Origin of the sequence: Kitasatospora sp. NPDC090308, assembly GCF_044769485.1 — a bacterium.
Lineage (GTDB): Bacteria > Actinomycetota > Actinomycetes > Streptomycetales > Streptomycetaceae > Kitasatospora > Kitasatospora fiedleri.
The window spans coordinates 425,341-445,514 of sequence record NZ_JBIVXY010000002.1; the positions used below are offsets into that span (position 1 = coordinate 425,341).

The following is a 20,174-nucleotide window of genomic DNA, read 5'->3' on the forward strand; positions in this document are numbered from 1 at the left end:
CAATCGTACAAAACCGGCCGGGGGCGGCCGCTCACCCCACCAGGTGCGCGTTGACCGCCCGGGCCTCCGCGCCGAGCTCCGGCAGCTCCACCACCTCGACGCCCGCGCCGGTCAGCAGCGCGGTGCCCCGGCACGCCTCGACGAACAGCGCGGGCTCCCGCCAGGCCACCACCACCCGCGGCACCCCGGCCGCGACGATCAGCTCCGCGCACGGGTGCGGCCGGGAGGCGCGCTGCCCGCAGGGCTCCAGGGTCGAGTAGACGGTGGCGGTGCGCAGCCGCGGGTCGCCGGCGGGCAGCTTGCCGAGCGCGGCCTCCTCGGCGTGGTTCACGGCGTCCACCTCGCGGCTGTAGCCCTCCGCCAGCACCTCGCCGTCCGCGCCGACCACCACCGCGCCGACCGAGAAGGCCGTCCCGGACGGCGGGCAGCGCCGGGACAGTTCGACGGCGCGGCGCATCCACCGCAGGTCGCGCTCGCGGCCGTCCGCGCGGTCGGGTTCGGGCGTGCGGTCGGGTTCGGGCGTGCGGTCACTGGTGGTCATCGGGGGACTCCTTCGGGGCGTACCGCAGCAGGACGACGTCCCCCACCGTACGTGCCCCCAGCAGCCGCATCCGGCGGGTCGGGCCGCCGGGGTAGGCGGCGGGGGAGAGGAAGCGGGGGGCGTCGGCCTGGCCGACCAGCAGCGGGGCGACGGCCAGGTGCAGTTCGTCGGCCAGGCCCTCGGCGAGGAACCGGGTGTGCACGCTGCCGCCGCCCTCGACCATCAGCCGGCGCACCCCGCGCGCGCCCAGGTCGTCCAGCACCGCGCCCATCGGCACCGTCCCGCCCAGGCCGACCACCTCGGTGCCGGGCGCCCCGGCCAGCGCGGCGCGCAGCGCGGGCGCGGCGGCGTCGGTGGTGTAGGCGAGCTTGGCGTCGCCGGTGTGCCAGAACTTCAGGCCGGGGGCGAGCGCGCCGCTCGCGCTCAGGGTGACCTTGAGCGGGTACGCGGGCCGCCCGGCGGACACCCGGGCGGCGCGCCGCTCCGGCGAGTTGACCAGCAGGCGCGGATCGTCGGCGCGCAGCGTCCCGCCGCCGACCAGGACCGCGTCGCTGTCGGCGCGCAGCGCGTCGACCCGGTCGAAGTCCTCGGCGTTGGAGAGCAGCAGCCGGTCGGGCGAGGCGTCGTCGAGGTGGCCGTCGATCGACACCGCGGCGCTCAGCAGGACGTGGGGGCGGGGCACGGGCGGGGCTCCAGGGTCGGCGGGCGGACGGAGTCCCACCGTACGCCGCGCCCCGCCGGACCCCGCGCCCCGCGCCCCGCCGGACTCCGCGCCCCCGCACCGGGGGCTGCGGCGGTCGTTCAGGACGGCCGGGGCGGCACCGGCAGCGGCAGGGCGGGCAGCCCGTTGATGCTGACGCCGACGTACTCCTTGCCCTCGCAGTACTCGCTGAACCGGTCGTCGCCCTTGCGCTCGAAGAACTCGGCGAGCAGCGTCCGGTCGGAGCGGTAGTCCATGAACGGGACGGCGAACCCGCAGGAGTCGCTGACCCGCTCGGCCCGCACCAGGATGATCGCGCGCAGCGCGGCGCCGTCCGCGGCGGGGTCGAAGCGGCCGAGCAGTTCGGCGAACCGCGGGTCGTCGCGGAACACCGGCTCGCCGTGCCCGTGCACCCGCACCACGGTGGGCGGGCCCTCGAAGGCGCACCACATCAGCGCGATCCGCCCGTTCTCCCGCAGGTGGGCGATGGTCTCGGCGTGCGAACCGCCGAAGTCCAGGTAGGCGAGGGTGAGTTCGTCGAGCACGGCGAGGGTGCCGGCCCGGCCCTTGGGGGACAGGTTGAGGAAGCCGTCGTCGGCCAGCGGGGCGGTCGCGACGAAGTAGACGGGCTGTTTCTCGATGAACGCGCGCAGCCTGGCATCGATGCGCTCATAAGTCTTTCCCATGCCGACGATTCTGCTCCCGGCAGGGCGCGCCGGGCCAGGCGGTGACGCGGGTGTCTCACGATGCGAAACAAGATTGTCCGAACAGTGGAACGTTTTCCTATCCTGGAGGGGTCGCCTTCGAGGGAGAGGGAACCCGCCATGTCCGGCTACACCCACGGCCACCACGCCGCCGTCCTGCGCTCGCACCGCAGCCGCACCGCCGCCAACTCCGCCGCCTACCTGCTGCCCGAACTGCGCCCCGGGCAGCGGCTGCTGGACGTCGGCTGCGGCCCGGGCACGATCACCGCCGACCTGGCCGAGCTGGTCGGCCCGGACGGCCGGGTGGTCGGCATCGAGCCGGTCCCCGAGGTGCTGGCCGAGGCCGCCGCGCTGGCCGCCCGGCGCGGACTGGCCCACCTGTCGTACGAGGTCGCCGACGTGTACCGGCTGCCGTACGCCGACGCCTCGTTCGACGTGGTGCACGCCCACCAGGTGCTGCAGCACCTGGCCGACCCGGTCGCCGCGCTGCGCGAGATGCGCCGGGTCACCGCCCCCGGCGGGGTGATCGCGGTCCGCGACTCGGACTACGCCGCGATGACCTGGTACCCCGAACTGCCCGAGCTGGACGAGTGGTTGAGCCTCTACCGCGCGGTCGCCCGGGTCGGCGGCGGCGAACCCGACGCCGGCCGCCGGCTGCTGGCCTGGGCGCGCGCGGCCGGCCTGACCGACGACTCCGGCGACAACCCGCGCTGCTCGTCCAGCAGCTGGACCTTCGCCACCGGGGCCGAGCGGGCCTGGTGGTCGGGGCTCTGGGCCGAGCGCACGGTGCACTCGAAGACCGCCGCCACCGCGGTGGCCGAGGGCCTGGCCACCCCCGCCGACCTGGAGCGGATCGCCGCCGGCTGGGTCCGCTGGGGCGCCGACCCGGACGCCTGGTTCGCCGTACTGCACGGCGAACTCCTGTATCGCGTAAGCTAGTTGGGCACGCCCCCCGCGTTAACGAGACGTTGACCGGATGCGTACCGCCCGGTAGCAATCACCGTCCAGCCTGGAGGCCGGACGGGCGGTCCGACCCGCCCCCCACCGGGTCGGACCGCTACCGTGTGGGCATGGACCGCGAGCAGCGCACCGGCGTCGCCCACCGGGTGATGCGCCAGGACGACAACGGCAACCGCTTCCTGCTCGCCCGCGGCCTCGACCGGGCCGAAGCCGAGGCGCTGGCCGCCGAGTTCGAGGCCCGGGGCCACAAGCAGCTGTACTGGGTCGAACCCGAGGACCCGCCGGAGCCCACCGCCTGACCCCGCCGACCGCCCCGCCCGCGTACCGTGGCACCCGGCGGCCGTCCCGGCCCGCAGCGCGCCCGCGGCGCGTGGCACGCGGCAGGGGCACGGCAGAGGCGCGGCAAGGAGCACGAGGAGGCCCGGTGGGCACCGAGATCGAGCGCAAGTTCCTCGTCCCGGACGGCGGGCACGTCCCCGACGGGCCGGAGTCCGAGATCCGGCAGGGGTACCTGGTGATCGGCCCCGAAGGCGCCGAGGCGCGGGTGCGCCGACAGGACGAGGAGTACTCGCTGACGGTCAAGCGCGGCGCCGGACTGGCCCGCGGCGAGTGGGAGACCCCGCTGAGCGCCGAGCAGTTCGCCGCCCTGTGGCCCGCCACCGAACCGGCCCGGATCGCCAAGACCCGCCGGTCCGTCCCGCTCGGCCCGCACCTCGCCGCGGTCGACACCTACCACGGCCGGCTGGCCGGACTGCGCACCGTCGAGGTCGAGTTCGCCGACCCGGAGGCCGCCGCCGCGTTCACCCCGCCGCCCTGGTTCGGCCCCGAGGTCACCGACCGCCCCGACCTCAAGAACCAGCGGCTGGCCACCGCCTCCGCCCCACCCCGCCCCTGACATAGGGTCGGACCCCGGGGACCGGCGGAGCCGGTACCGGCAGGCGAGGGCACGAAGCACGAAGGCGCGAGGACGGCGATGGCGATCCTGATCGACACGGTGGCGTGGGTCCGGCTGGAGGGCGGCAGGATCCTCTGCGCCCGCCCGCGCGGCAAGGACGTCTTCTACATCCCCGGCGGCAAGCGCGAGGGTGCCGAGACGGACCTGCAGACCCTGGTCCGCGAGGTCGCCGAGGAACTCACCGTCGCCATCCGCCCCGAGACCGTCACCCACGTCGGCACCTACCACGCCGAGGCCCACGGCCAGGGCCCCGGCGCCACCGTCCGGATGGCCTGCTACGCCGCCGACTACACCGGCACCCTCGCCGCCAGCAGCGAGATCGAGGAGGTCGACTGGTTCGGCTACGCCGACCGCGACCGCGTCCCCCCGGTCGACCAGGTCCTCTTCGACGACCTGCACCGCGACGGCCGCCTGCACTGAGCCCGCCCGCACCGAGCCCGCCCGCGCCGAACCGGCCCGCGTCGAACCGGCCCGCGCCGAGCCCGTCCGCGTCGAACCGGCCCGCGCCGAGCCCGTCCGCGTCGAACCGGCCCGCGCCGAACCGGCCCGCGCCGAGCCCGTCCGCGTCGAACCGGCCCGCGCCGAACCGGCCCGCACGGGAAGCGCCCGGCCGCACCCCGGGTGTCCGTTCTGTACGCCAATCGGACAGACGACCCGTATGCCGGGATAGCGGGGCGATTCCCTGGGTATGGCAGAGTTCGGCAGCATTCGTCACGATCCGTGCGCCCGTGGTGGCGCGGTGTGGCAGCGGCCCGCGCCCCGGCGACCAGCCGGGGGCGTCCCAGTGGCGGCGGGAGGCACCGTAGGTGGCGAAGCCGGGTGACGGCGGGGGAGAGCGCGAGGCGTCCGGCCTGCCCGCGCACGGGGCGCGGCGGCCCGGCGGCGCGGCGCTGCCCGCCCGCACCGCGGCCGGCCGGGCCGCCGCCCGGGCCCGGCTGCGCCGGGGCCGTCCCGGCCCGGGCGAGCGGCCCGCCGCCCTGCCCGGCAGCGCCCCGACGGCCGGCGCCGCGCCCCGGCCGCCCACCGAGCCGCCCGCGCCCGGCGGCGGGGCCGCCCCGGCCCGCGGCCGCCCCGCCCGGGCCTTCCCGGGCACGCCCGAGTCGCACCCGGGGGCCCGCTCCGACACCGGCCCGACCACCCTGCACCCCAGCCGCCGCACCGAGGGCGGCAGCCTGCTAGACGTGGTGCGGGTGGCCATCGTCATCCTCGACACCTCGGGCCGGGTGGTGCTGTGGAGCCCGGCCGCCGAGGAGATGCTCGGCTGGCCCAGCGAGGTGCTGGTCGGCCGCGCCGTCGACGAGCTGATCCCCGACCCGGCCCAGGTGCAGCGGACCCGCTCCGCCCTCCAGGAGACGCTGCGGCGCGGCTCCTGGAACGGCTTCACCGAGATCGCCGACCGGGACGGCCTGCCGGTCGAGGTGGAGGCCCGGCTGTCGCTGCTGGTCGACGGCGACGGCGCCCCGTACGTGCAGGCCGCGCTCACCGAGGCCGCCGCGCTGCGCGCCGTCGAGCGGGACCTCGCGGTCCGCGACGCGCTGTTCGAGCAGTCGCCGCTGGGCATCGCGGTGCTCGACACCGAGCTGCGCTACACCGCCGTCAACCGCACCCTGGCGGAGATGAACGGCCTGCCCGCCGAGGAGCACATCGGCCGCACCACCGGAGAGACGCTGCCCGAGCGCTCCGCCGACGAGATCACCGCCGTCCAGCGCCAGGTACTGGCCACCGGCGAGCCCGTCATCGACGTCACGCTGGCCTCCCCGTCCACCGCCCGCTCCGGCTACCGGTCGATCTCCTACAGCCGGATGACCGACCGCTCCGGCCGCGTGCTGGGCATCTCCGGCACCGTGATGGACGTGACCGAGCGCTACCGGGCGGTGGCCAAGGTCGAGGGCGCCCGGCGGCGGCTGTCGCTGCTCAACGAGTTCGGCTCCCGGGTCGGCGACCTGCTGGACGCCTCGATGATCGCCCAGGAGCTGGCCGGGGCGGTGGTCCCCCGGCTCGCCGACTACGCCGGGGTGATCCTGCTGCAGGCCGTCGCGCACGGGGACGACCTGCCCCGGCACGGGCACGACCGGCGCACCTCGCTGCTCCAGCTCGGCGTCGCCGCGGTCCAGCACAGCCCGGCGGTGGAGACCATGCTGCGGCACGGCGCCCGGATCACCTACGAGGAGGACTCGGTCTACGGCCGGGTGCTGCGCAGCGGCGTCCCCGAGATGCTCTCCGGCGGCAACGGGCCCGAGGAGCTGTCCTTCCCCGGCGACCCCAAGGTCGAGGCCGCCCGCGAGCTGGGCGTGCACTCCCGGCTGGTGGTCCCGCTGCGGGCCCGCGGCATCGTCATCGGCCTGCTGGTGGTCAGCCGGGCCGGCTACCGCGAGGGCTTCGACCGCGACGACCTGGCCTTCACCGTCGAACTGGCCGACCGGGCCGGCAGCTCGCTGGACAACGCCCGGCTGTACGCCCGCGAGCGCACCGCCGCGCTCACCCTGCAGCGCACCCTGCTGCCCCAGCAGGTCCCGCAGCCGCCCGGCGTCGAGGTCGCCTACCGGTACGTGCCCGGCTCCAGCGGCACCGAGGTCGGCGGCGACTGGTTCGACGTCATCCCGCTGCCCGGCGAACGCACCGCGCTGGTGGTCGGCGACGTGATGGGCCACGGCCTGCGGGCCGCCGCCACGATGGGGCGGCTGCGCACCGCCGTGCGGGTGCTGGCCGCCCTCGACCTGGCCCCCGAGGTGGTCCTGCGGCACGTCCACGAGCTCGCCGACGACCTCGCCCAGGGCCCCGACGAGGCCCTGCTCGCCACCTGCGTCTACGCGGTCTTCGACCCCGCCCGGCGCAGCCTGACCGTCACCAAGGCCGGCCACATCCCGCCGGTCCTGGTGGTGCCCGGCGCCGACGCCGAGCCGGCCCGCTCCGGCGGCCCGCTGCCCGGCGGCGCCGGACGGGTGCTCGACCTGCCCTCCGGCGCGCCGCTCGGCGTCGGCGGGGTGCCGTTCGAGTCCATCGAGATGCGGATCCCGGACGGCAGCCTGCTCGCCCTGTGCACCGACGGGCTGGTGGAGTCCCGGGACAAGGACCTGGACGTGGGACTGGGGAGGTTGATCAGCGTGCTCGAACAGCCGTACGCCTCGATCCAGCAGGCGTGCGAGGCCGTCCTCGGCACCATGGAACAGGGCCGCGAGCCCGACGACGTGGCGCTGCTGCTGGCCCGGCTCGGCCAGGGCCGGGCCGACGCGCCCACCGCCGGCTGGACACTGCCCGCCGAACCGACCGCGGTCTCCCGGGCCCGCCGGCTGGTCCGCGGCACCCTGGCGGACTGGGGCACCGAGGAGCTCACCGACACCGCCGAACTCCTGGTCAGCGAACTCGTCACCAACGCCGTCCGCTACGCCAGCGCCCCGATCGGCGTCCGGCTCACCCTCGGCGACCTGCTCCTGGTCGAGATCTCCGACCCGCTGCCCGACCCGCCCCGGGAACGCCACGCCGGGGCCGGCGACGAGGGCGGACGCGGCCTCGAACTGGTCCGCCGGCTCGCGCTGCGCTGGGGCACCAGGGCCGAGGGGCTGGGCAAGGTGGTCTGGTTCGAACTCTCCCCCGGGGCGGACGGGGCCGCCCCGGAGGAGTGACGCGGCGTCAGGGAGCGGTGTAGCCCTGGATGTCGACGATCGCGTCGGTGCTGCCCACGTGGTTCGCGACCTCGATCAGGCCGTCGCGCACGGGCACCAGCGCCAGGTTCGAGACGATCGCCCCGGGCACCAGGTTGAGGTTCGAGGTGGTCCACTCGGTGGTCGCGGGGTCGCCCGCGGCCAGCCAGTCCTCGTACCGGGAGTTCAGGCCGGTCAGGTTGACCAGCACCGCCGTGGCGTCGGCCGGGACGCCGTACTTCCGGACGTCCACCAGGGTCTCGGACGCCGGGCTGACCGGCTTCCCGGTGGTCCGGGTGTCCAGCGCGCGCACCGGGCGCACCGGCACCAGCGGGTTGTCCGCGGCGCCGTAGTAGCCCTGCAGGTCGGCGATCAACTGCACGGCGCCGACGTGGTTGTACAGCCTGACCGTGCCGTCCGCGGCGATCGGGACGGTGACCTGGTTGGCGACGGTCGCGCCCCGGCTCACGTTCAGGTTCGAGACCGACACCGGGAACGACGGGTTCGCCGCGATGTAGGTGTGCTCGGTGGAACCGGTCGCGGTCAGGTTCAGCACCGCCACCTTCGCGTCGTCCGGCAGCAGGCCGGGCCCGCGCACCTTGAACGACAGCGAGGCGTCCGCGCCCAGTGCCCCGGCCCGCGCGCCCAGCCCGCTGCGGGTGTCCAGCGCCCGGACCGCCCGCACCGGGTGCAGGTCCGTCCGGACCTGCGGCTTCACGCCGTAGTAGCCCTGCACGTCCGCGACCAGGTCGGTGCGGCCGGAGTGGTTGTACAGCGTGATGGTGCCGTCCGCCGCCACCGGGACCATCGCCGTGTTGCCGACGTCCCGGCCCGGCACGGCGTTCAGGTTCGAGGTGCCCGGCCGGGCGCCGTCCCCGTACGCGATGACGTGGGTCTCCTCGGTGCTGCCGGTCGCCGTCAGGTTGACCAGCACCGCCGTCACCGTGCCGTCGCCGGGCACCCCGGCCGTGCCGGTCACCTTCAGCTTCAGCGTGCCGTCCGGCCCGAGCCGCCCCTTCGGCGCACCCAGCCCGCTGCGGGTGTCCAGCGTCCGCACCGGCTGCGCCAGCGGCACGTACGCGGGGCCGACGGTGACCGTGGCGGTCCGGTCCGTGTCCAGTGTGCGGCCGCCGGCGTCCGCGAGGTTCATCCGCACCGTGTACGTGCCGGGCGCCGCGTAGCGGTGGGTGGTGGTCGGTGTGGCGGACGAGGAGGTGCTGCCGTCGCCGAAGTCGTACCGGTAGGAGACCACCGGGTACGGGCTGTACGGGTCGACGGCCTCGACCCGGGTGGTGAGCAGGTCCGCGCCCTCGACGGGCCGGACCTTCAGGCCGGCGCTGATCGGGCCCGCCGGGAGCGTCAGGGAGCGCGTTGAGACGACCGGCTTGCCCGTGGTGTCGACCACCCGCAGCTCCACCTGGTAGTCGCCGTTCCCGGGGAAGGAGTGGACGACCCGCCGGCCGTCGGTCACCGCCACCGGCGCGCTGCCGTCGCCGAAGTCCAGGGTGGCGGAGGCCACCGGGAACCACGGCGAGGAGTACGTGACGTCGAACGCCACGCCGTACGGGCCGGGCAGCGGCGGCTCGTTGGTGACCTGGAGACCGGCGGTGAGCGGGTTGGTGACCTCGCCCGCCCCCCGGTCGTACCAGCCGGGGCCGGTACCGGTGTTCGCGACGTTCGGGTGGTCCACCCGGGCGTCCCCGAACGCCGTGCCGGAGGTGCCGCGGGCCCCGGCGTCCGCCGAGTCGACCGCGGAGGCGTTCACCCGGTCGATGTACGGGCTGGTGAAGTCCCGCTCGCCCTGGCCGGTTCCCGCCCGGAACGCGTCCGCGCTGGTGTAGGCCGTCCCGGCCCAGCGGTACGCGGGCTCCACGGTCTCCACCGAGTCGTACCGCGCGGACGTCCCGGCCACCGAGTCGGTCGACACGTCGATGCCGTACCGGAGCTGCCCGGGGCAGCGGTTCTGGGTGTCGTAGCCGGACAGCACGTTGTTCGCGATCAGGCCGCCGGTCGAGCCGTTGCCGAACCGGACCTTGGTCGCACAGCCGTAGGTGACGACGGTGTTGGACGTCACCGCGGTGCCGGGCGCCCCGTCGACCACGATGGCGCGGTTCAGGCTGGGTGTCACCCAGTTGGTGCCGAAGGTCGTCCCGGTGGAGCCGCCGTCGATCTCGACCGGCGCGTTGAAGCTGCTCCGGGTCACCGACACGTCCGTACCGCCGCCGACGTGCAGGGCGTCCCGCTCGTCCCCGTACTGCGTGCCGACCCGCAGCCGGGACAGCCCGACCTGCTGGGAGTCCGTCACGTCGACCACCGCCCGGGTGCCCGAGGCCGCGGGGGCGACCACTCCGAGCTCGGCGACCTCGACGTGGTGCACGCCGTCCAGCACCAGCGAGTTCACCCGGCTCGCCCCGGGCATCCCGTGCACGGCGGGGCCGGTGAAGACGATCGGCGCACCCGCCGTCCCCGAGCGGGTCAGCACCACGTCCTCGGCGTAGGCCCCCGGCGCGATGTGCACGGTCTGGCCCGGCCCGGCCGTCCGCGCGGCCGCGGAGACCGTGCAGAACGGGGCCGCCTCACTGCCCGGGCCGTCGTCCGCGCAGTTCGCGCCGGACCGGTCGACCCAGAGGTCCGTGGTCCGCGCCGAGGCCGCCACCGACGGCAGCACCCCGGTCGCGGCGAGAACCGTCACGGCCGCCGCTGCCACCCGTCTTGAACGCATGGGTGTTCCTCCCCAAATTCCGGTAAAAACCTAAGGTAGGGGCGTGATGATGCCAGACCGGTCGTACACCGCCGCGCGAGGGTCGCCCCGAGTCCCGTGAGCCCGTCACGGGGCGTTGGGACACCCGATTCGATGTTGTGACGTGGAAGGGTGTGTGCGCCCGCGCCCGGATGATGAATACTCGGACATCGAATACTCGGTCTTCTCGACACCGGATGGGCGCGGGTTGGAGGGGTCGGTCCGTTGAACAGCTTCCCGGCACGGAACGTGACGCACGGCAGTAGCGGCTATGCCGCGGTGCCGGAGCAGCCGGGTGCCCCGACGACCCCCGCTCCGCTGCCGCTCGGCTGGGGACAGGGCGGCTCGGGCACCATCTACGACTACATCCGGGTCGCGACCTTCGCGATCGGGGCCGACGGGCGGATCGCGCAGTGGAGCGACCGGGCCGCCGAGTTCTTCGGCGTCCCCGCCGCGGAGGCGGTCGGCGCCGACCCGATCACCGCGTTCATCCCGCGCGAACTGTGGCAGCGCGGGCGGGCCCGGCTGGAGCGCATCCTGTCCGGCGAGGAGTGGGTCGGCACCGCCCCCTACCGGGACCAGTCCGGCGCCGAGAGCCTCGCCGAGGTCTACGCGATGCCCGCCAGCGCCGACGGCTCGGCCACCTGCCTGGCCGTCGACCTGGGCCGGCTGCGCGCCATCGAGACCGACCTGGCCGCCTCCGAGGCGGTCATCGGCCAGACCCCCACCGGCTTCTTCCTGTTCGACACCGACCTCAAGCTCCAGCGGGTCAACGCCGCGTTCGCGGCCGGCGTCGGCCGCAGCCCCGCCGCCCTGCAGGGCCTCGCCCCCGGCGACGTGTTCCGCCCCTCCGACGCGGACCGGCTACTGCTCGCCCTGCGCAAGGTGCTCACCGGCCAGGAGCCCGTCCTCGACCTGCGGCTGTCCGGCCCGGTCCGGGCCGCCCGCCCCAGCGCCGGCCGCGACGAGGACCAGCGCACCTGGGCCGTCTCGCTGTACCGGCTCACCGCCGCCAACGGCCGCCCGATCGGCGTGGCCGGCCAGGTCCAGGACGTCACCAGCCGGCACATCGCCGAGCGCGAGGCGGCCGGCGTGCGCCGCAGCCTCGCCCTGCTGAACGAGGCGTCCACCCACATCGGCTCCACCCTCGACCTGGAGACCACCGCCAAGGAACTGCTCGACGTGATCGTCCCGCAGTTCTGCGACGTCGCCACCGTCGACCTGTACACCGCGCTGCTCACCGGTGACTCCGCCCCGCTCACCGCCAACCCGGAGAGCGGCGAACTGCGCCGGGTCGCCGTCTCCAGCGTGGTCGGCAACGCCCCCTCGGTGCTCGGCACCGAGCGCGGCGGCGTCCGGGTCGCCGAGGCCGGCGGCACGCTCTGCTACCCGCCGCGCTCCCCGCACGCCCGCGCCCTGCGCACCGGCCGCAGCGTCGTCCCGCAGCCCGGGCCCGACCCGCTGCTGCGCTCCACCCTGGTGGTGCCGCTGGTCGCCCGCGACCAGGTGCTCGGGCTGGTCCAGCTCTCCCGGGCGATCGGCAGCGAGCCGTTCGACGCCCGCGAGGTGGCGATCGCCGAGGAGCTCGTCGCCCGCGCCGCCGTCTGCGTCGACAACGCCCGCCTCTACCGCCGCGAGCACGAGCGCGCGCTGATCCTCCAGCGCAGCCTGCTGCCCCCCGGCAACCCGGCCGCCTCCGGCCTGGAGATCGCCCGCCGCTACCTGCCCAGCAACAACAACACCGAGGTCGGCGGCGACTGGTTCGACGTCATCCCGCTGCCCGGCAGCCGCACCGCCCTGGTGATCGGTGACGTGATGGGCCGCGGCCTGCGCGCCGCCGTCGCGATGGGCCAACTGCGCACCGCCGTACGCACCCTGGCCATGCTCGACCTCGACCCCGAAGAGGTGCTCTCCGCCCTCGACGAGATCGCCCGCGGCCTGGGCAACGACGAGGACCCGGACCGCTCCAGCGCCGAGGTCTACCTCGCCACCTGCGTCTACGCGGTCTACGACGCCGTCAAGCAGCGCTGCACCTTCGCCAACGCCGGCCACCTCCCGCCGGTGCTGCTGGCCCCCGGCCAGGGCGCCCGGACCATCACTGTGCCGCCCGGCCTGCCGCTCGGCGTCGGTGGCGAGCCGTTCGAGGAGGTCACCGTCGACCTGCCGGAGGGCGCCGTGCTGGCCCTCTACACCGACGGCCTGGTCGAGTCCCGCAAGCACCAGCTCGACGAGGGCATCGACGCGTTCCGGGCCGCCCTCGAGGGCGGCTCCGACCGGATCGAGGAACTCTGCGACCAGGTGCTGGAGGAGCTCAACCCGCACCACGGCGAGGACGACATCGCCCTGCTGATGGCCAAGGTCAAGGGACTGCCCAAGGGCTCGGTCGGAGACTGGCGGCTGCCCCCCGAGCCCACCTCGGTCGCCAAGGCCCGCGAGGCCGCCTGCGGCTGGCTGCTGGAGCGCGGCCTGGACGAACTGGTCGACACCTCCGAGCTGCTGGTCAGCGAGCTGGTCACCAACGCGCTGCGGCACGGCCGCGGCGAGATCCGGCTGCGGCTGCTGCGCGACAAGACCATGGTCTGCGAGGTCTGGGACGACGCCTACGCCCAGCCCCGCCAGCGCCGCGCCCAGGAGACCGACGAGGGCGGCCGCGGCCTCCAGCTGGTCTCCCTGCTGGCCGAGCGCTGGGGCAGCCGCCGCACCCCCAAGGGCAAGATCGTCTGGTTCGAGCTGTCCCTCTAGCCGGACGCCGGCCGGACAGGGCCTAGTCGAGGACGACGGCCGCGGCCCGGTGCTCCACCAGGGCGATCCGGGCCAGGCCGGGCAGCAGCTTCCCGGCCCGGGCCAGCGCCTCCCGGGCCTCGTCGTCGCGGTGGACGGCGAACAGCGCGGCGGCCCGCGAGCACAGGGCGTTGGCCGTGCCCGCGGCGTCGGCCGTCAGCCGCAGGCCCAGCGCGGACGCCTTCAGCGCCTCCTGCCGCTCACCGCGCAGCCGCAGCACGTCGGCCCGGACCAGGGCGGCCTGCGGGCGGCTGCCGAGCACGTCGAGTTCGGCCGCCAGCCGCGGCAGGTACTCGGTCGGGGGGAGCAGCCCGGCCTCCGCCGCGCACACCAGCACCAGGGCACGCAGCAGCGCCGTCGCCCAGTCGGCACCGGGCAGCGGGCCGGGGGTCAGCTGCCCGGCGTCCGCCAGGGCCCGCTCCCACTGGCCCCGGGCGAGCCGCACCTGGATCCGGAGCGCGGTGCCGGGCCGTCCGGCGGCCTCCCCGGCGGCGGCCAGCAGCGCGGCGGCCTCGTCGATCCGGCCGCCGTCCAGGGCCCGGTGGGCGGCCGCCTCGGCGGGCGTCAGGTAGACGTCGGCCAGCGCGGCCGCCGGAGCGGTGGGCAGCCGGAACACCGTCCAGCCCGCGCCCCCGGCGAGACCCGCGGTGAACACCAGCTCCAGCAGCGGTACCGCCGCCAGCACGATGCCGAACGGCCGCCAGCCGGTGGGCGCGGACACCAGCAGGAACCCGCCGAGCAGCACCGGCGCGGCGTACGCGGCGGTCACCACCGCCCAGGTCCGGGCCCGGGGCGCGCGGAGCCACTGGTACACGCCGTGGAACAGCGGCAGCGGCACGGCCCGCACCACCAGTCGGCGCGAGCCGAGCGGGACGGCGAACAGCCGCGGACCGCCGCCGAGGCTGTGGGACAGCGCCCGGAGGCCGCCCAGCAGGCCGAGCAGTTGGACGCCGATGTTCTGGTGGGGGGCGCTGTGCAGGGCGAACTGGCTGCCGACGGCCACCGCCACGACGAACAGGATGCGGATGCTTCTCTTCACCGCCGTACTGTCCCGTGCCTTGGTGCGTACCGGAAGCAGCGATACCCAGTGGTGATCTCCGCCGCCCCGCCACCGCCCGTTTCGGCTCCATTGAGCCCTTCCCCGTACGATGGGAAGAAGCCGAGGCATGTGCCGTGCCCGGTGGGTGGACCGGTGAATGCTGACGCGGGCCGGGCACCGTGACCCACGATTCCGGGAGAATCAGCGCCGCATGCCCACGCGCAACGACATCCGAAACGTCGCCATCGTCGCCCACGTCGACCACGGCAAGACCACCCTGGTCGACGCCATGCTGAAGCAGGCCGGCGCCTTCGCCGCCCACCAGCAGCTCGACGACCGGATGATGGACTCGAACGACCTGGAGCGCGAGAAGGGCATCACCATTCTCGCGAAGAACACCGCGGTCAAGTACCACCCCAAGGACGGTGGCGCGCCGATCACCATCAACATCATCGACACCCCCGGCCACGCCGACTTCGGCGGTGAGGTCGAGCGCGGCCTGTCGATGGTGGACGCGGTCGTCCTGCTGGTCGACGCCTCCGAGGGCCCGCTGCCGCAGACCCGCTTCGTGCTGCGCAAGGCGCTCACGGCCCGGCTGCCCGTCATCCTGTGCATCAACAAGACCGACCGTCCGGACGCCCGGATCGACGAGGTCATCAACGAGACCTACGACCTGTTCCTCGACCTGGACGCGGACGAGGACCAGATCGAGTTCCCGATCGTCTACGCCTGTGCCCGTGACGGCGTGGCCTCGCTGACCAAGCCGGAGAACGGGACGGTGCCGGCCGACTCCGACAGCCTGGAGCCGTTCTTCTCCACCATCCTGGAGCACGTCCCGGCCCCGGTCTACGACGAGGACGCCCCGCTGCAGGCGCACGTCACCAACCTGGACGCCGACAACTTCCTGGGCCGCATCGCGCTGCTCCGGGTCGAGCAGGGCGAGCTGCGCAAGGGCCAGACGGTGGCCTGGATCAAGCGCGACGGCTCGATCCAGAACGTCCGGATCTCCGAGCTGCTGATGACCGAGGCGCTCACCCGCAAGCCCGCCGAGAAGGCCGGCCCCGGCGACATCTGCGCCGTCGCGGGCATCTCCGAGATCATGATCGGCGAGACCCTCGCGGACACCGAGAACCCGATCGCGCTGCCGCTGATCACCGTCGACGAGCCGGCGATCTCGATGACCATCGGCACCAACACCTCGCCGCTGGTCGGCAAGGGCGGCTCCGGCAAGGGCGCGGACGCCAAGGCCGGCGCCAAGGTGGACCGCAAGGTGACGGCCCGCCAGGTGAAGGACCGTCTGGAGCGCGAGCTGATCGGCAACGTGTCGCTGCGCGTGCTGGAGACCGAGCGCCCGGACGCCTGGGAGGTGCAGGGCCGCGGCGAGCTGGCGCTGGCCATCCTGATCGAGACCATGCGCCGCGAGGGCTTCGAGCTGACCGTCGGCAAGCCGCAGGTGGTCACCCGCGAGGTCAACGGCAAGACCCACGAGCCGGTCGAGCGCCTCACCGTGGACGTCCCCGAGGAGCACATGGGCGCCGTCACGCAGCTCATGGGCATCCGCAAGGGCCGGATGGACAACATGTCCAACCACGGTTCGGGCTGGGTCCGGATGGAGTTCGTGGTGCCGTCCCGCGGCCTGATCGGATTCCGGACGGAGTTCCTCACCAACACCCGCGGCACCGGCATCGCGCACTCGATCCACGAGGGCTACGAGCCGTGGTTCGGCCAGCTGACGACCCGCAACAACGGCTCCCTGGTCGCCGACCGCTCCGGCGTGGTCACCGCCTTCGCGATGACCAACCTGCAGGAGCGCGGCGTGCTGTTCACCGACCCCGGCACCGAGGTGTACGAGGGCATGATCGTCGGCGAGAACTCGCGCGCCGACGACATGGACGTGAACATCACCAAGGAGAAGAAGCTCACCAACATGCGTTCCTCGAACGCCGACGTGGCGGAGTCCATCGTGCCGCCGCGCAAGCTCTCGCTGGAGCAGTCGCTGGAGTTCTGCCGCGAGGACGAGTGCATCGAGGTGACCCCGGAGACCGTGCGCATCCGCAAGGTCGTCCTGGACGCCAAGGAGCGCGGCCGCACCGCCTCGCGCGCCAAGAAGGGCTGACCCCGCCCGGCTCCACCCCGTTCGGCCGACCGGCCGGCGTCCTCGCGGACGCCGGCCGGTCGCGTTTTCCGTGACGTTCCGTCACTGGGCTCCGGGCGCGGATCGTTCGTTAATCGGACGTTACGGATCGTCATCCGTGACAACTGTCCGTTTCGCCCGTGTCTGGGTATGTCTGCAATGTCCGTTTTCCGGGATTCATCCGGCGTTCATGTGACCAAATTGAAATCCGTATTGGTCATTTCCGTATCCGTGAGTGACCGATAGTGGGTGCAGTCGAGCTCGGGTCGAGGCTCCTGCGCAGGGGTGCGCGCCAGGCCGCGAGTGATCTGCAACACGATTTCAGGAGGCACACCCATGCGCGGTGCCAACCAGGCCAAGTGGGTTGTCGCAGCCGTCGCGGTCGCCCTCGCCGCCACCGCTTGCGGCAGCGGCAGCTCTTCGAGCGGCTCCACCGGGGCGTCCAACGCCCAGGGCACGTTCAGCTACCAGAGCACCGAGCCGCAGAACCCGCTCCAGCCGGCGAACGCCATGGAGGTCGGCGGCGGCCGCATCATCAAGACCCTGTTCAAGGGTCTGGTCGACTACGACCCCACCAGCGGTGAGCTCCGCAACCAGGTCGCCGACAAGATCGAGACCACCGACGCCCAGAACTACACCGTCACCCTGAAGTCGGGCTGGACCTTCCACGACGGCACCCCGGTGACCGCCAAGTCCTTCGTGGACGCCTGGAACTGGTCCGCCAACACCAAGAACAAGCAGATCAACTCCGACTGGTTCTCGGACATCCAGGGCTACGCGGACGTCCACCCGGACGAGGGCGACCCGAAGGCCGACACCATGTCCGGCCTGAAGGTCGTGGACGACACGCACTTCACCATCGCGCTGAACGGCCCGGTCTCGTACTTCGAGTACAAGCTCGGCTACACCGCCTTCTCGCCGCTGCCCGAGGTCTTCTTCACCGACCCGGCGAAGTACGGCCAGGCCCCGATCGGCAACGGCCCCTACAAGTTCGTCTCGTGGGAGCACAACAAGGCCGTCACCGTCGCCGCCTACGACAAGTACGCGGGCGTCGACAAGCCGAAGAACGGCGGCATCGTCTTCAAGAACTACGCCCAGGCCGAGGGCGCCTACAAGGACCTGGTCTCCGACAACCTGGACGTGCTGGACCAGGTCGACCCGAGCGACCTGGCCTCGTACAAGAACGACCTGGGCGACCGCGCCGTCGACCAGGCCCAGGGCGCCATCCAGTCGATCTCCTTCTCGCTGTACGCGGACGACTGGAAGCCGGAGAACCTGGCCAAGGTCCGCCAGGGCCTGTCGATGGCGATCGACCGCGACACCATCACCAAGACGGTGCTCAACGGCTCGCGCCAGCCCGCCAACTCCTGGGTCGCCCCGGGCGCCATGGGCTACAAGGACAACACCTGCGGCGAGTACTGCACGTACAACCCGGAGAAGGCCAAGCAGCTGATCACCGAGGGCGGCGGCGTCCCCGGCAACAAGATCACCGTGCTGTACAACGCCGACGGCGGCCACAAGGAGTGGGTGGACGCGGTCTGCAACTCCATCCGCCAGGCCACCGGCGTGGAGTGCACCGGCGACGCCAAGCCGGACTTCAAGACCTCCCGCGACCTGATCAAGAACAAGAAGGTCGACGGTCTGATGCGCACCGGCTGGGTGCAGGACTACCCGCTGAACGCCAACTACCTGCGCGACGTGTACGGCACCGGCGCCGCGGCCAACGACGCCGGCTACTCCAGCCCGGAGTTCGACAAGCTGGCCGCCGAGGCGGACAAGGCCACCTCGGTGAAGGAGACCGCGGACCTGTACCAGAAGGCCGAGGAGCAGCTGGCCAAGGACATGCCGGCCATCCCGCTCTGGTACTACAAGACCACCGCCGGTTACTCGAAGAACGTGCAGAACGTGAAGTACGACTCCTTCGGCGACCCGGTCTTCACCCAGGTCGAGGTCAAGCAGAAGTAACCGAGCCGGCACCGCGCGGCTCGAACAGACACGGCCGGTGCCGTGCCCCGCCCCACCGGGCGGCCCGGCACCGGCCGTTGTCACGTCCAGAACTCTGACACCGGGACGACAGCCCGTCAGAGCAGTCAATTGGAGGCACGATGGGGCGCTACGTCGCGAGGCGACTGCTCCAGATGATCCCGGTGTTCCTGGGCACGGTCACCATCATCTTCTTCATGACCCGTCTGCTGCCCGGTGACCCCGCGGCGGCGATGTGGGGCGACAAGGCCGCCGACCCGGCCCAGCTCGCCGCGTTCAAGCACGACATGGGACTCGACGTCTCCAAGTGGCAGCAGTACCTCAACTACATGGGGAACCTGCTCACCGGCGACTTCGGCACGGCCATGAACGGCCGCAAGGTCATCGACCTGATCGGCGAGGCCCTCCCGGTCACCGTCCGACTGGCGCTGCTGGCCTTCGTCTTCGAGCTGGTCGTCGGCATCGGCATCGGCCTGTTCGCCGGCCTGCGCCGGGGCAAGGCGTTCGACAAGTCGACCCTGGTCCTGACCCTGCTGCTGATCTCCGTCCCCGTCCCGGTGCTCGGCTTCGTCTTCCAGACCGTCTTCGGCATCCAGCTCGGCTGGGTCACCCCGACGGTGCAGAGCAGCACCGACCTGAGCCAGCTGATCCTGCCCGCCGTCGTGCTGGGCTCGATCTCGCTCGCGTACGTCGCCCGCCTGACCCGGACCTCCATCGCGGAGAACCTGAAGGCCGACTACATGCGCACCGCCGTCGCCAAGGGCCTGCCCCGGCGCAAGGTGATCGGCACCCACCTGCTGCGCAACTCGATGATCCCGGTGGTCACCTTCCTGGGCACCGACCTGGGCGCCCTGATGGGCGGTGCGATCGTCACCGAGGGCATCTTCAACGTCCAGGGCGTCGGCCACGCGCTCTACCAGGCCATCAACCGCAACGAGGGCGCGACCGTCTCCGGCTTCGTCGTGGTGCTGGTGCTGGTCTACCTGGTTGCCAGCCTGCTCGTCGACCTGCTCTACGCGGTCCTGGACCCGAGGATCCGGTATGCCTGACCTGATCACGAAGAACGCCCCCGCCGGGGACGGCGAGACCCCCGCCGAGCGGGTCGCCGTCCCGATGCCCAAGACCGAGAAGCCCCGCAGCCTCGGCCTGGACGCCTGGCACGACCTGCGCAAGCGCCCGGTCTTCATCATCTCGGCCGCGCTGATCGTCCTGCTGGTGCTGTTCGCGGTCTTCCCCAGCCTGTTCACCTCGGTGGACCCGCGGGCCGGCGACCTGCGCCACCACTACCTGACCAAGCCGCAGTACCTGCACTTCTTCCAGGCCGACTGGTTCGGCTACGACGGCCAGGGCCGCTCCATCTACGCCCGGGTGATCTACGGCGCCCGCGCCTCGGTGGTCGTCGGCATCTGCGTCACCACCGGCGTCACCGTCCTGGGCGGTCTGCTGGGCATGGTGGCCGGCTACTACGGCGGCTGGGTCGACACCATCGTCTCCCGCTTCACCGACATGGTCTTCGGCATCCCGCTGCTGCTCGGCGCGCTGGTCATGCTGAACGCCTTCTCGGTCCGCACGGTCTGGTCGGTGGTCTTCGCCCTGGTGGTGCTCGGCTGGACGCAGATGACCCGCGTGATGCGCGGCTCGGTGATCACCGTCAAGCAGTCCGACTACGTGACCGCGGCCAAGGCGCTCGGCGCCGGCACCGGCCGGATCATGTTCAAGCACATCCTGCCGAACGCGATCGCCCCGGTGATCGTGGTGGCGACCATCGCGCTGGGCGGCTACATCGCCACCGAGGCCACGCTGAGCTTCCTCGGCATCGGCCTCCAGGACCCGACCATCTCCTGGGGCATCGACATCAACTCGGCCCAGAAGGTGATCCGGCAGGCGCCGTTCGCGCTGTTCTTCCCGGCCGGCATGCTCAGCCTCACCGTGCTGGCGTTCATCATGCTCGGCGACGCGGTGCGCGACGCCCTCGACCCGAAGCTGCGTTGAGAGA

At 73.2% G+C, this 20,174-nt stretch carries 15 protein-coding genes; 10 read left to right on the top strand and 5 right to left on the bottom strand.

Annotated features, from left to right (window positions below):
• Positions 1-31: 31 nt before the first annotated feature.
• From ACIQVD_RS05935 to ACIQVD_RS05945, 3 genes are all read right to left on the bottom strand, one after another.
• Entirely contained in the window at positions 32-541 is a 510-nt protein-coding gene (locus ACIQVD_RS05935; RefSeq protein WP_402286305.1) for a deaminase, read from the bottom strand.
• The gene (locus ACIQVD_RS05940; RefSeq protein ID WP_402286307.1) at positions 528-1,223 is read right to left on the bottom strand and encodes a RibD family protein; all 696 of its coding nucleotides are present in this window, start codon (positions 1,221-1,223) and stop codon (positions 528-530) included. The genes ACIQVD_RS05935 and ACIQVD_RS05940 overlap by 14 nt, the downstream gene beginning before the upstream one ends.
• A 119-nt stretch (positions 1,224-1,342) precedes the next feature.
• Positions 1,343-1,927 (bottom strand): pyridoxamine 5'-phosphate oxidase family protein, encoded by a 585-nt coding sequence (locus ACIQVD_RS05945; RefSeq protein WP_402286310.1) that lies wholly within the window; start codon positions 1,925-1,927, stop codon positions 1,343-1,345.
• 138 nt (positions 1,928-2,065) lie between these two features.
• On the opposite strand from ACIQVD_RS05945, the gene ACIQVD_RS05950 reads away from it, so the two are divergent.
• The 5 genes from ACIQVD_RS05950 to ACIQVD_RS05970 all read left to right on the top strand — a co-directional run bounded on the left by ACIQVD_RS05950 (position 2,066) and on the right by ACIQVD_RS05970 (position 7,483).
• The gene (locus tag ACIQVD_RS05950) at positions 2,066-2,884 is read left to right on the top strand and encodes a methyltransferase domain-containing protein (protein ID WP_402286312.1); all 819 of its coding nucleotides are present in this window, start codon (positions 2,066-2,068) and stop codon (positions 2,882-2,884) included.
• Positions 2,885-3,015: 131 nt separating this feature from the next.
• Entirely contained in the window at positions 3,016-3,204 is a 189-nt protein-coding gene (locus tag ACIQVD_RS05955; protein WP_400682109.1) for an SPOR domain-containing protein, read from the top strand.
• A gap of 125 nt (positions 3,205-3,329) precedes the next feature.
• On the top strand, positions 3,330-3,800 hold the full coding sequence (locus ACIQVD_RS05960; RefSeq protein WP_400682108.1) for a CYTH domain-containing protein: 471 nt from the start codon (positions 3,330-3,332) through the stop codon (positions 3,798-3,800).
• A 78-nt stretch (positions 3,801-3,878) separates the two neighbouring features.
• Entirely contained in the window at positions 3,879-4,280 is a 402-nt protein-coding gene (locus tag ACIQVD_RS05965; protein ID WP_400682107.1) for an NUDIX domain-containing protein, read from the top strand.
• A gap of 386 nt (positions 4,281-4,666) precedes the next feature.
• Entirely contained in the window at positions 4,667-7,483 is a 2,817-nt protein-coding gene (locus tag ACIQVD_RS05970) for a SpoIIE family protein phosphatase (protein ID WP_400682106.1), read from the top strand.
• Positions 7,484-7,490: 7 nt separating this feature from the next.
• Here ACIQVD_RS05970 and ACIQVD_RS05975 read toward each other — a convergent pair whose 3' ends face one another.
• On the bottom strand, positions 7,491-10,223 hold the full coding sequence (locus ACIQVD_RS05975) for a PKD domain-containing protein (protein ID WP_402286316.1): 2,733 nt from the start codon (positions 10,221-10,223) through the stop codon (positions 7,491-7,493).
• Positions 10,224-10,520: 297 nt separating this feature from the next.
• On the opposite strand from ACIQVD_RS05975, the gene ACIQVD_RS05980 reads away from it, so the two are divergent.
• Positions 10,521-12,983 carry a SpoIIE family protein phosphatase gene (locus tag ACIQVD_RS05980; RefSeq protein ID WP_402286703.1) on the top strand — a complete coding sequence of 821 codons (2,463 nt, stop codon included), beginning with the start codon at positions 10,521-10,523 and terminating at the stop codon, positions 12,981-12,983.
• 22 nt (positions 12,984-13,005) lie between these two features.
• On the opposite strand, the gene ACIQVD_RS05985 is transcribed toward ACIQVD_RS05980, so the two are convergent.
• A complete protein-coding gene (locus ACIQVD_RS05985) occupies positions 13,006-14,061 on the bottom strand; it encodes a hypothetical protein (protein ID WP_402286318.1) in 1,056 nt (351 codons plus the stop codon).
• 211 nt (positions 14,062-14,272) lie between these two features.
• Here ACIQVD_RS05985 and typA point away from each other — a divergent pair, with 211 nt between their 5' ends.
• The 4 genes from typA (at position 14,273) to ACIQVD_RS06005 (ending at position 20,170) form a co-directional block, all read left to right on the top strand.
• A complete protein-coding gene (gene typA, locus ACIQVD_RS05990; protein WP_402286321.1) occupies positions 14,273-16,177 on the top strand; it encodes a translational GTPase TypA in 1,905 nt (634 codons plus the stop codon).
• A 354-nt stretch (positions 16,178-16,531) separates the two neighbouring features.
• Complete coding sequence (locus tag ACIQVD_RS05995; RefSeq protein WP_400682101.1) at positions 16,532-18,160, top strand: ABC transporter substrate-binding protein; 1,629 nt, start codon at positions 16,532-16,534, stop codon at positions 18,158-18,160.
• 140 nt (positions 18,161-18,300) lie between these two features.
• Entirely contained in the window at positions 18,301-19,227 is a 927-nt protein-coding gene (locus ACIQVD_RS06000; protein WP_100836511.1) for an ABC transporter permease, read from the top strand.
• The gene (locus ACIQVD_RS06005; RefSeq protein WP_400682098.1) at positions 19,220-20,170 is read left to right on the top strand and encodes an ABC transporter permease; all 951 of its coding nucleotides are present in this window, start codon (positions 19,220-19,222) and stop codon (positions 20,168-20,170) included. Before ACIQVD_RS06000 ends, ACIQVD_RS06005 begins: the two co-directional genes overlap by 8 nt.
• Positions 20,171-20,174: the final 4 nt, after the last annotated feature.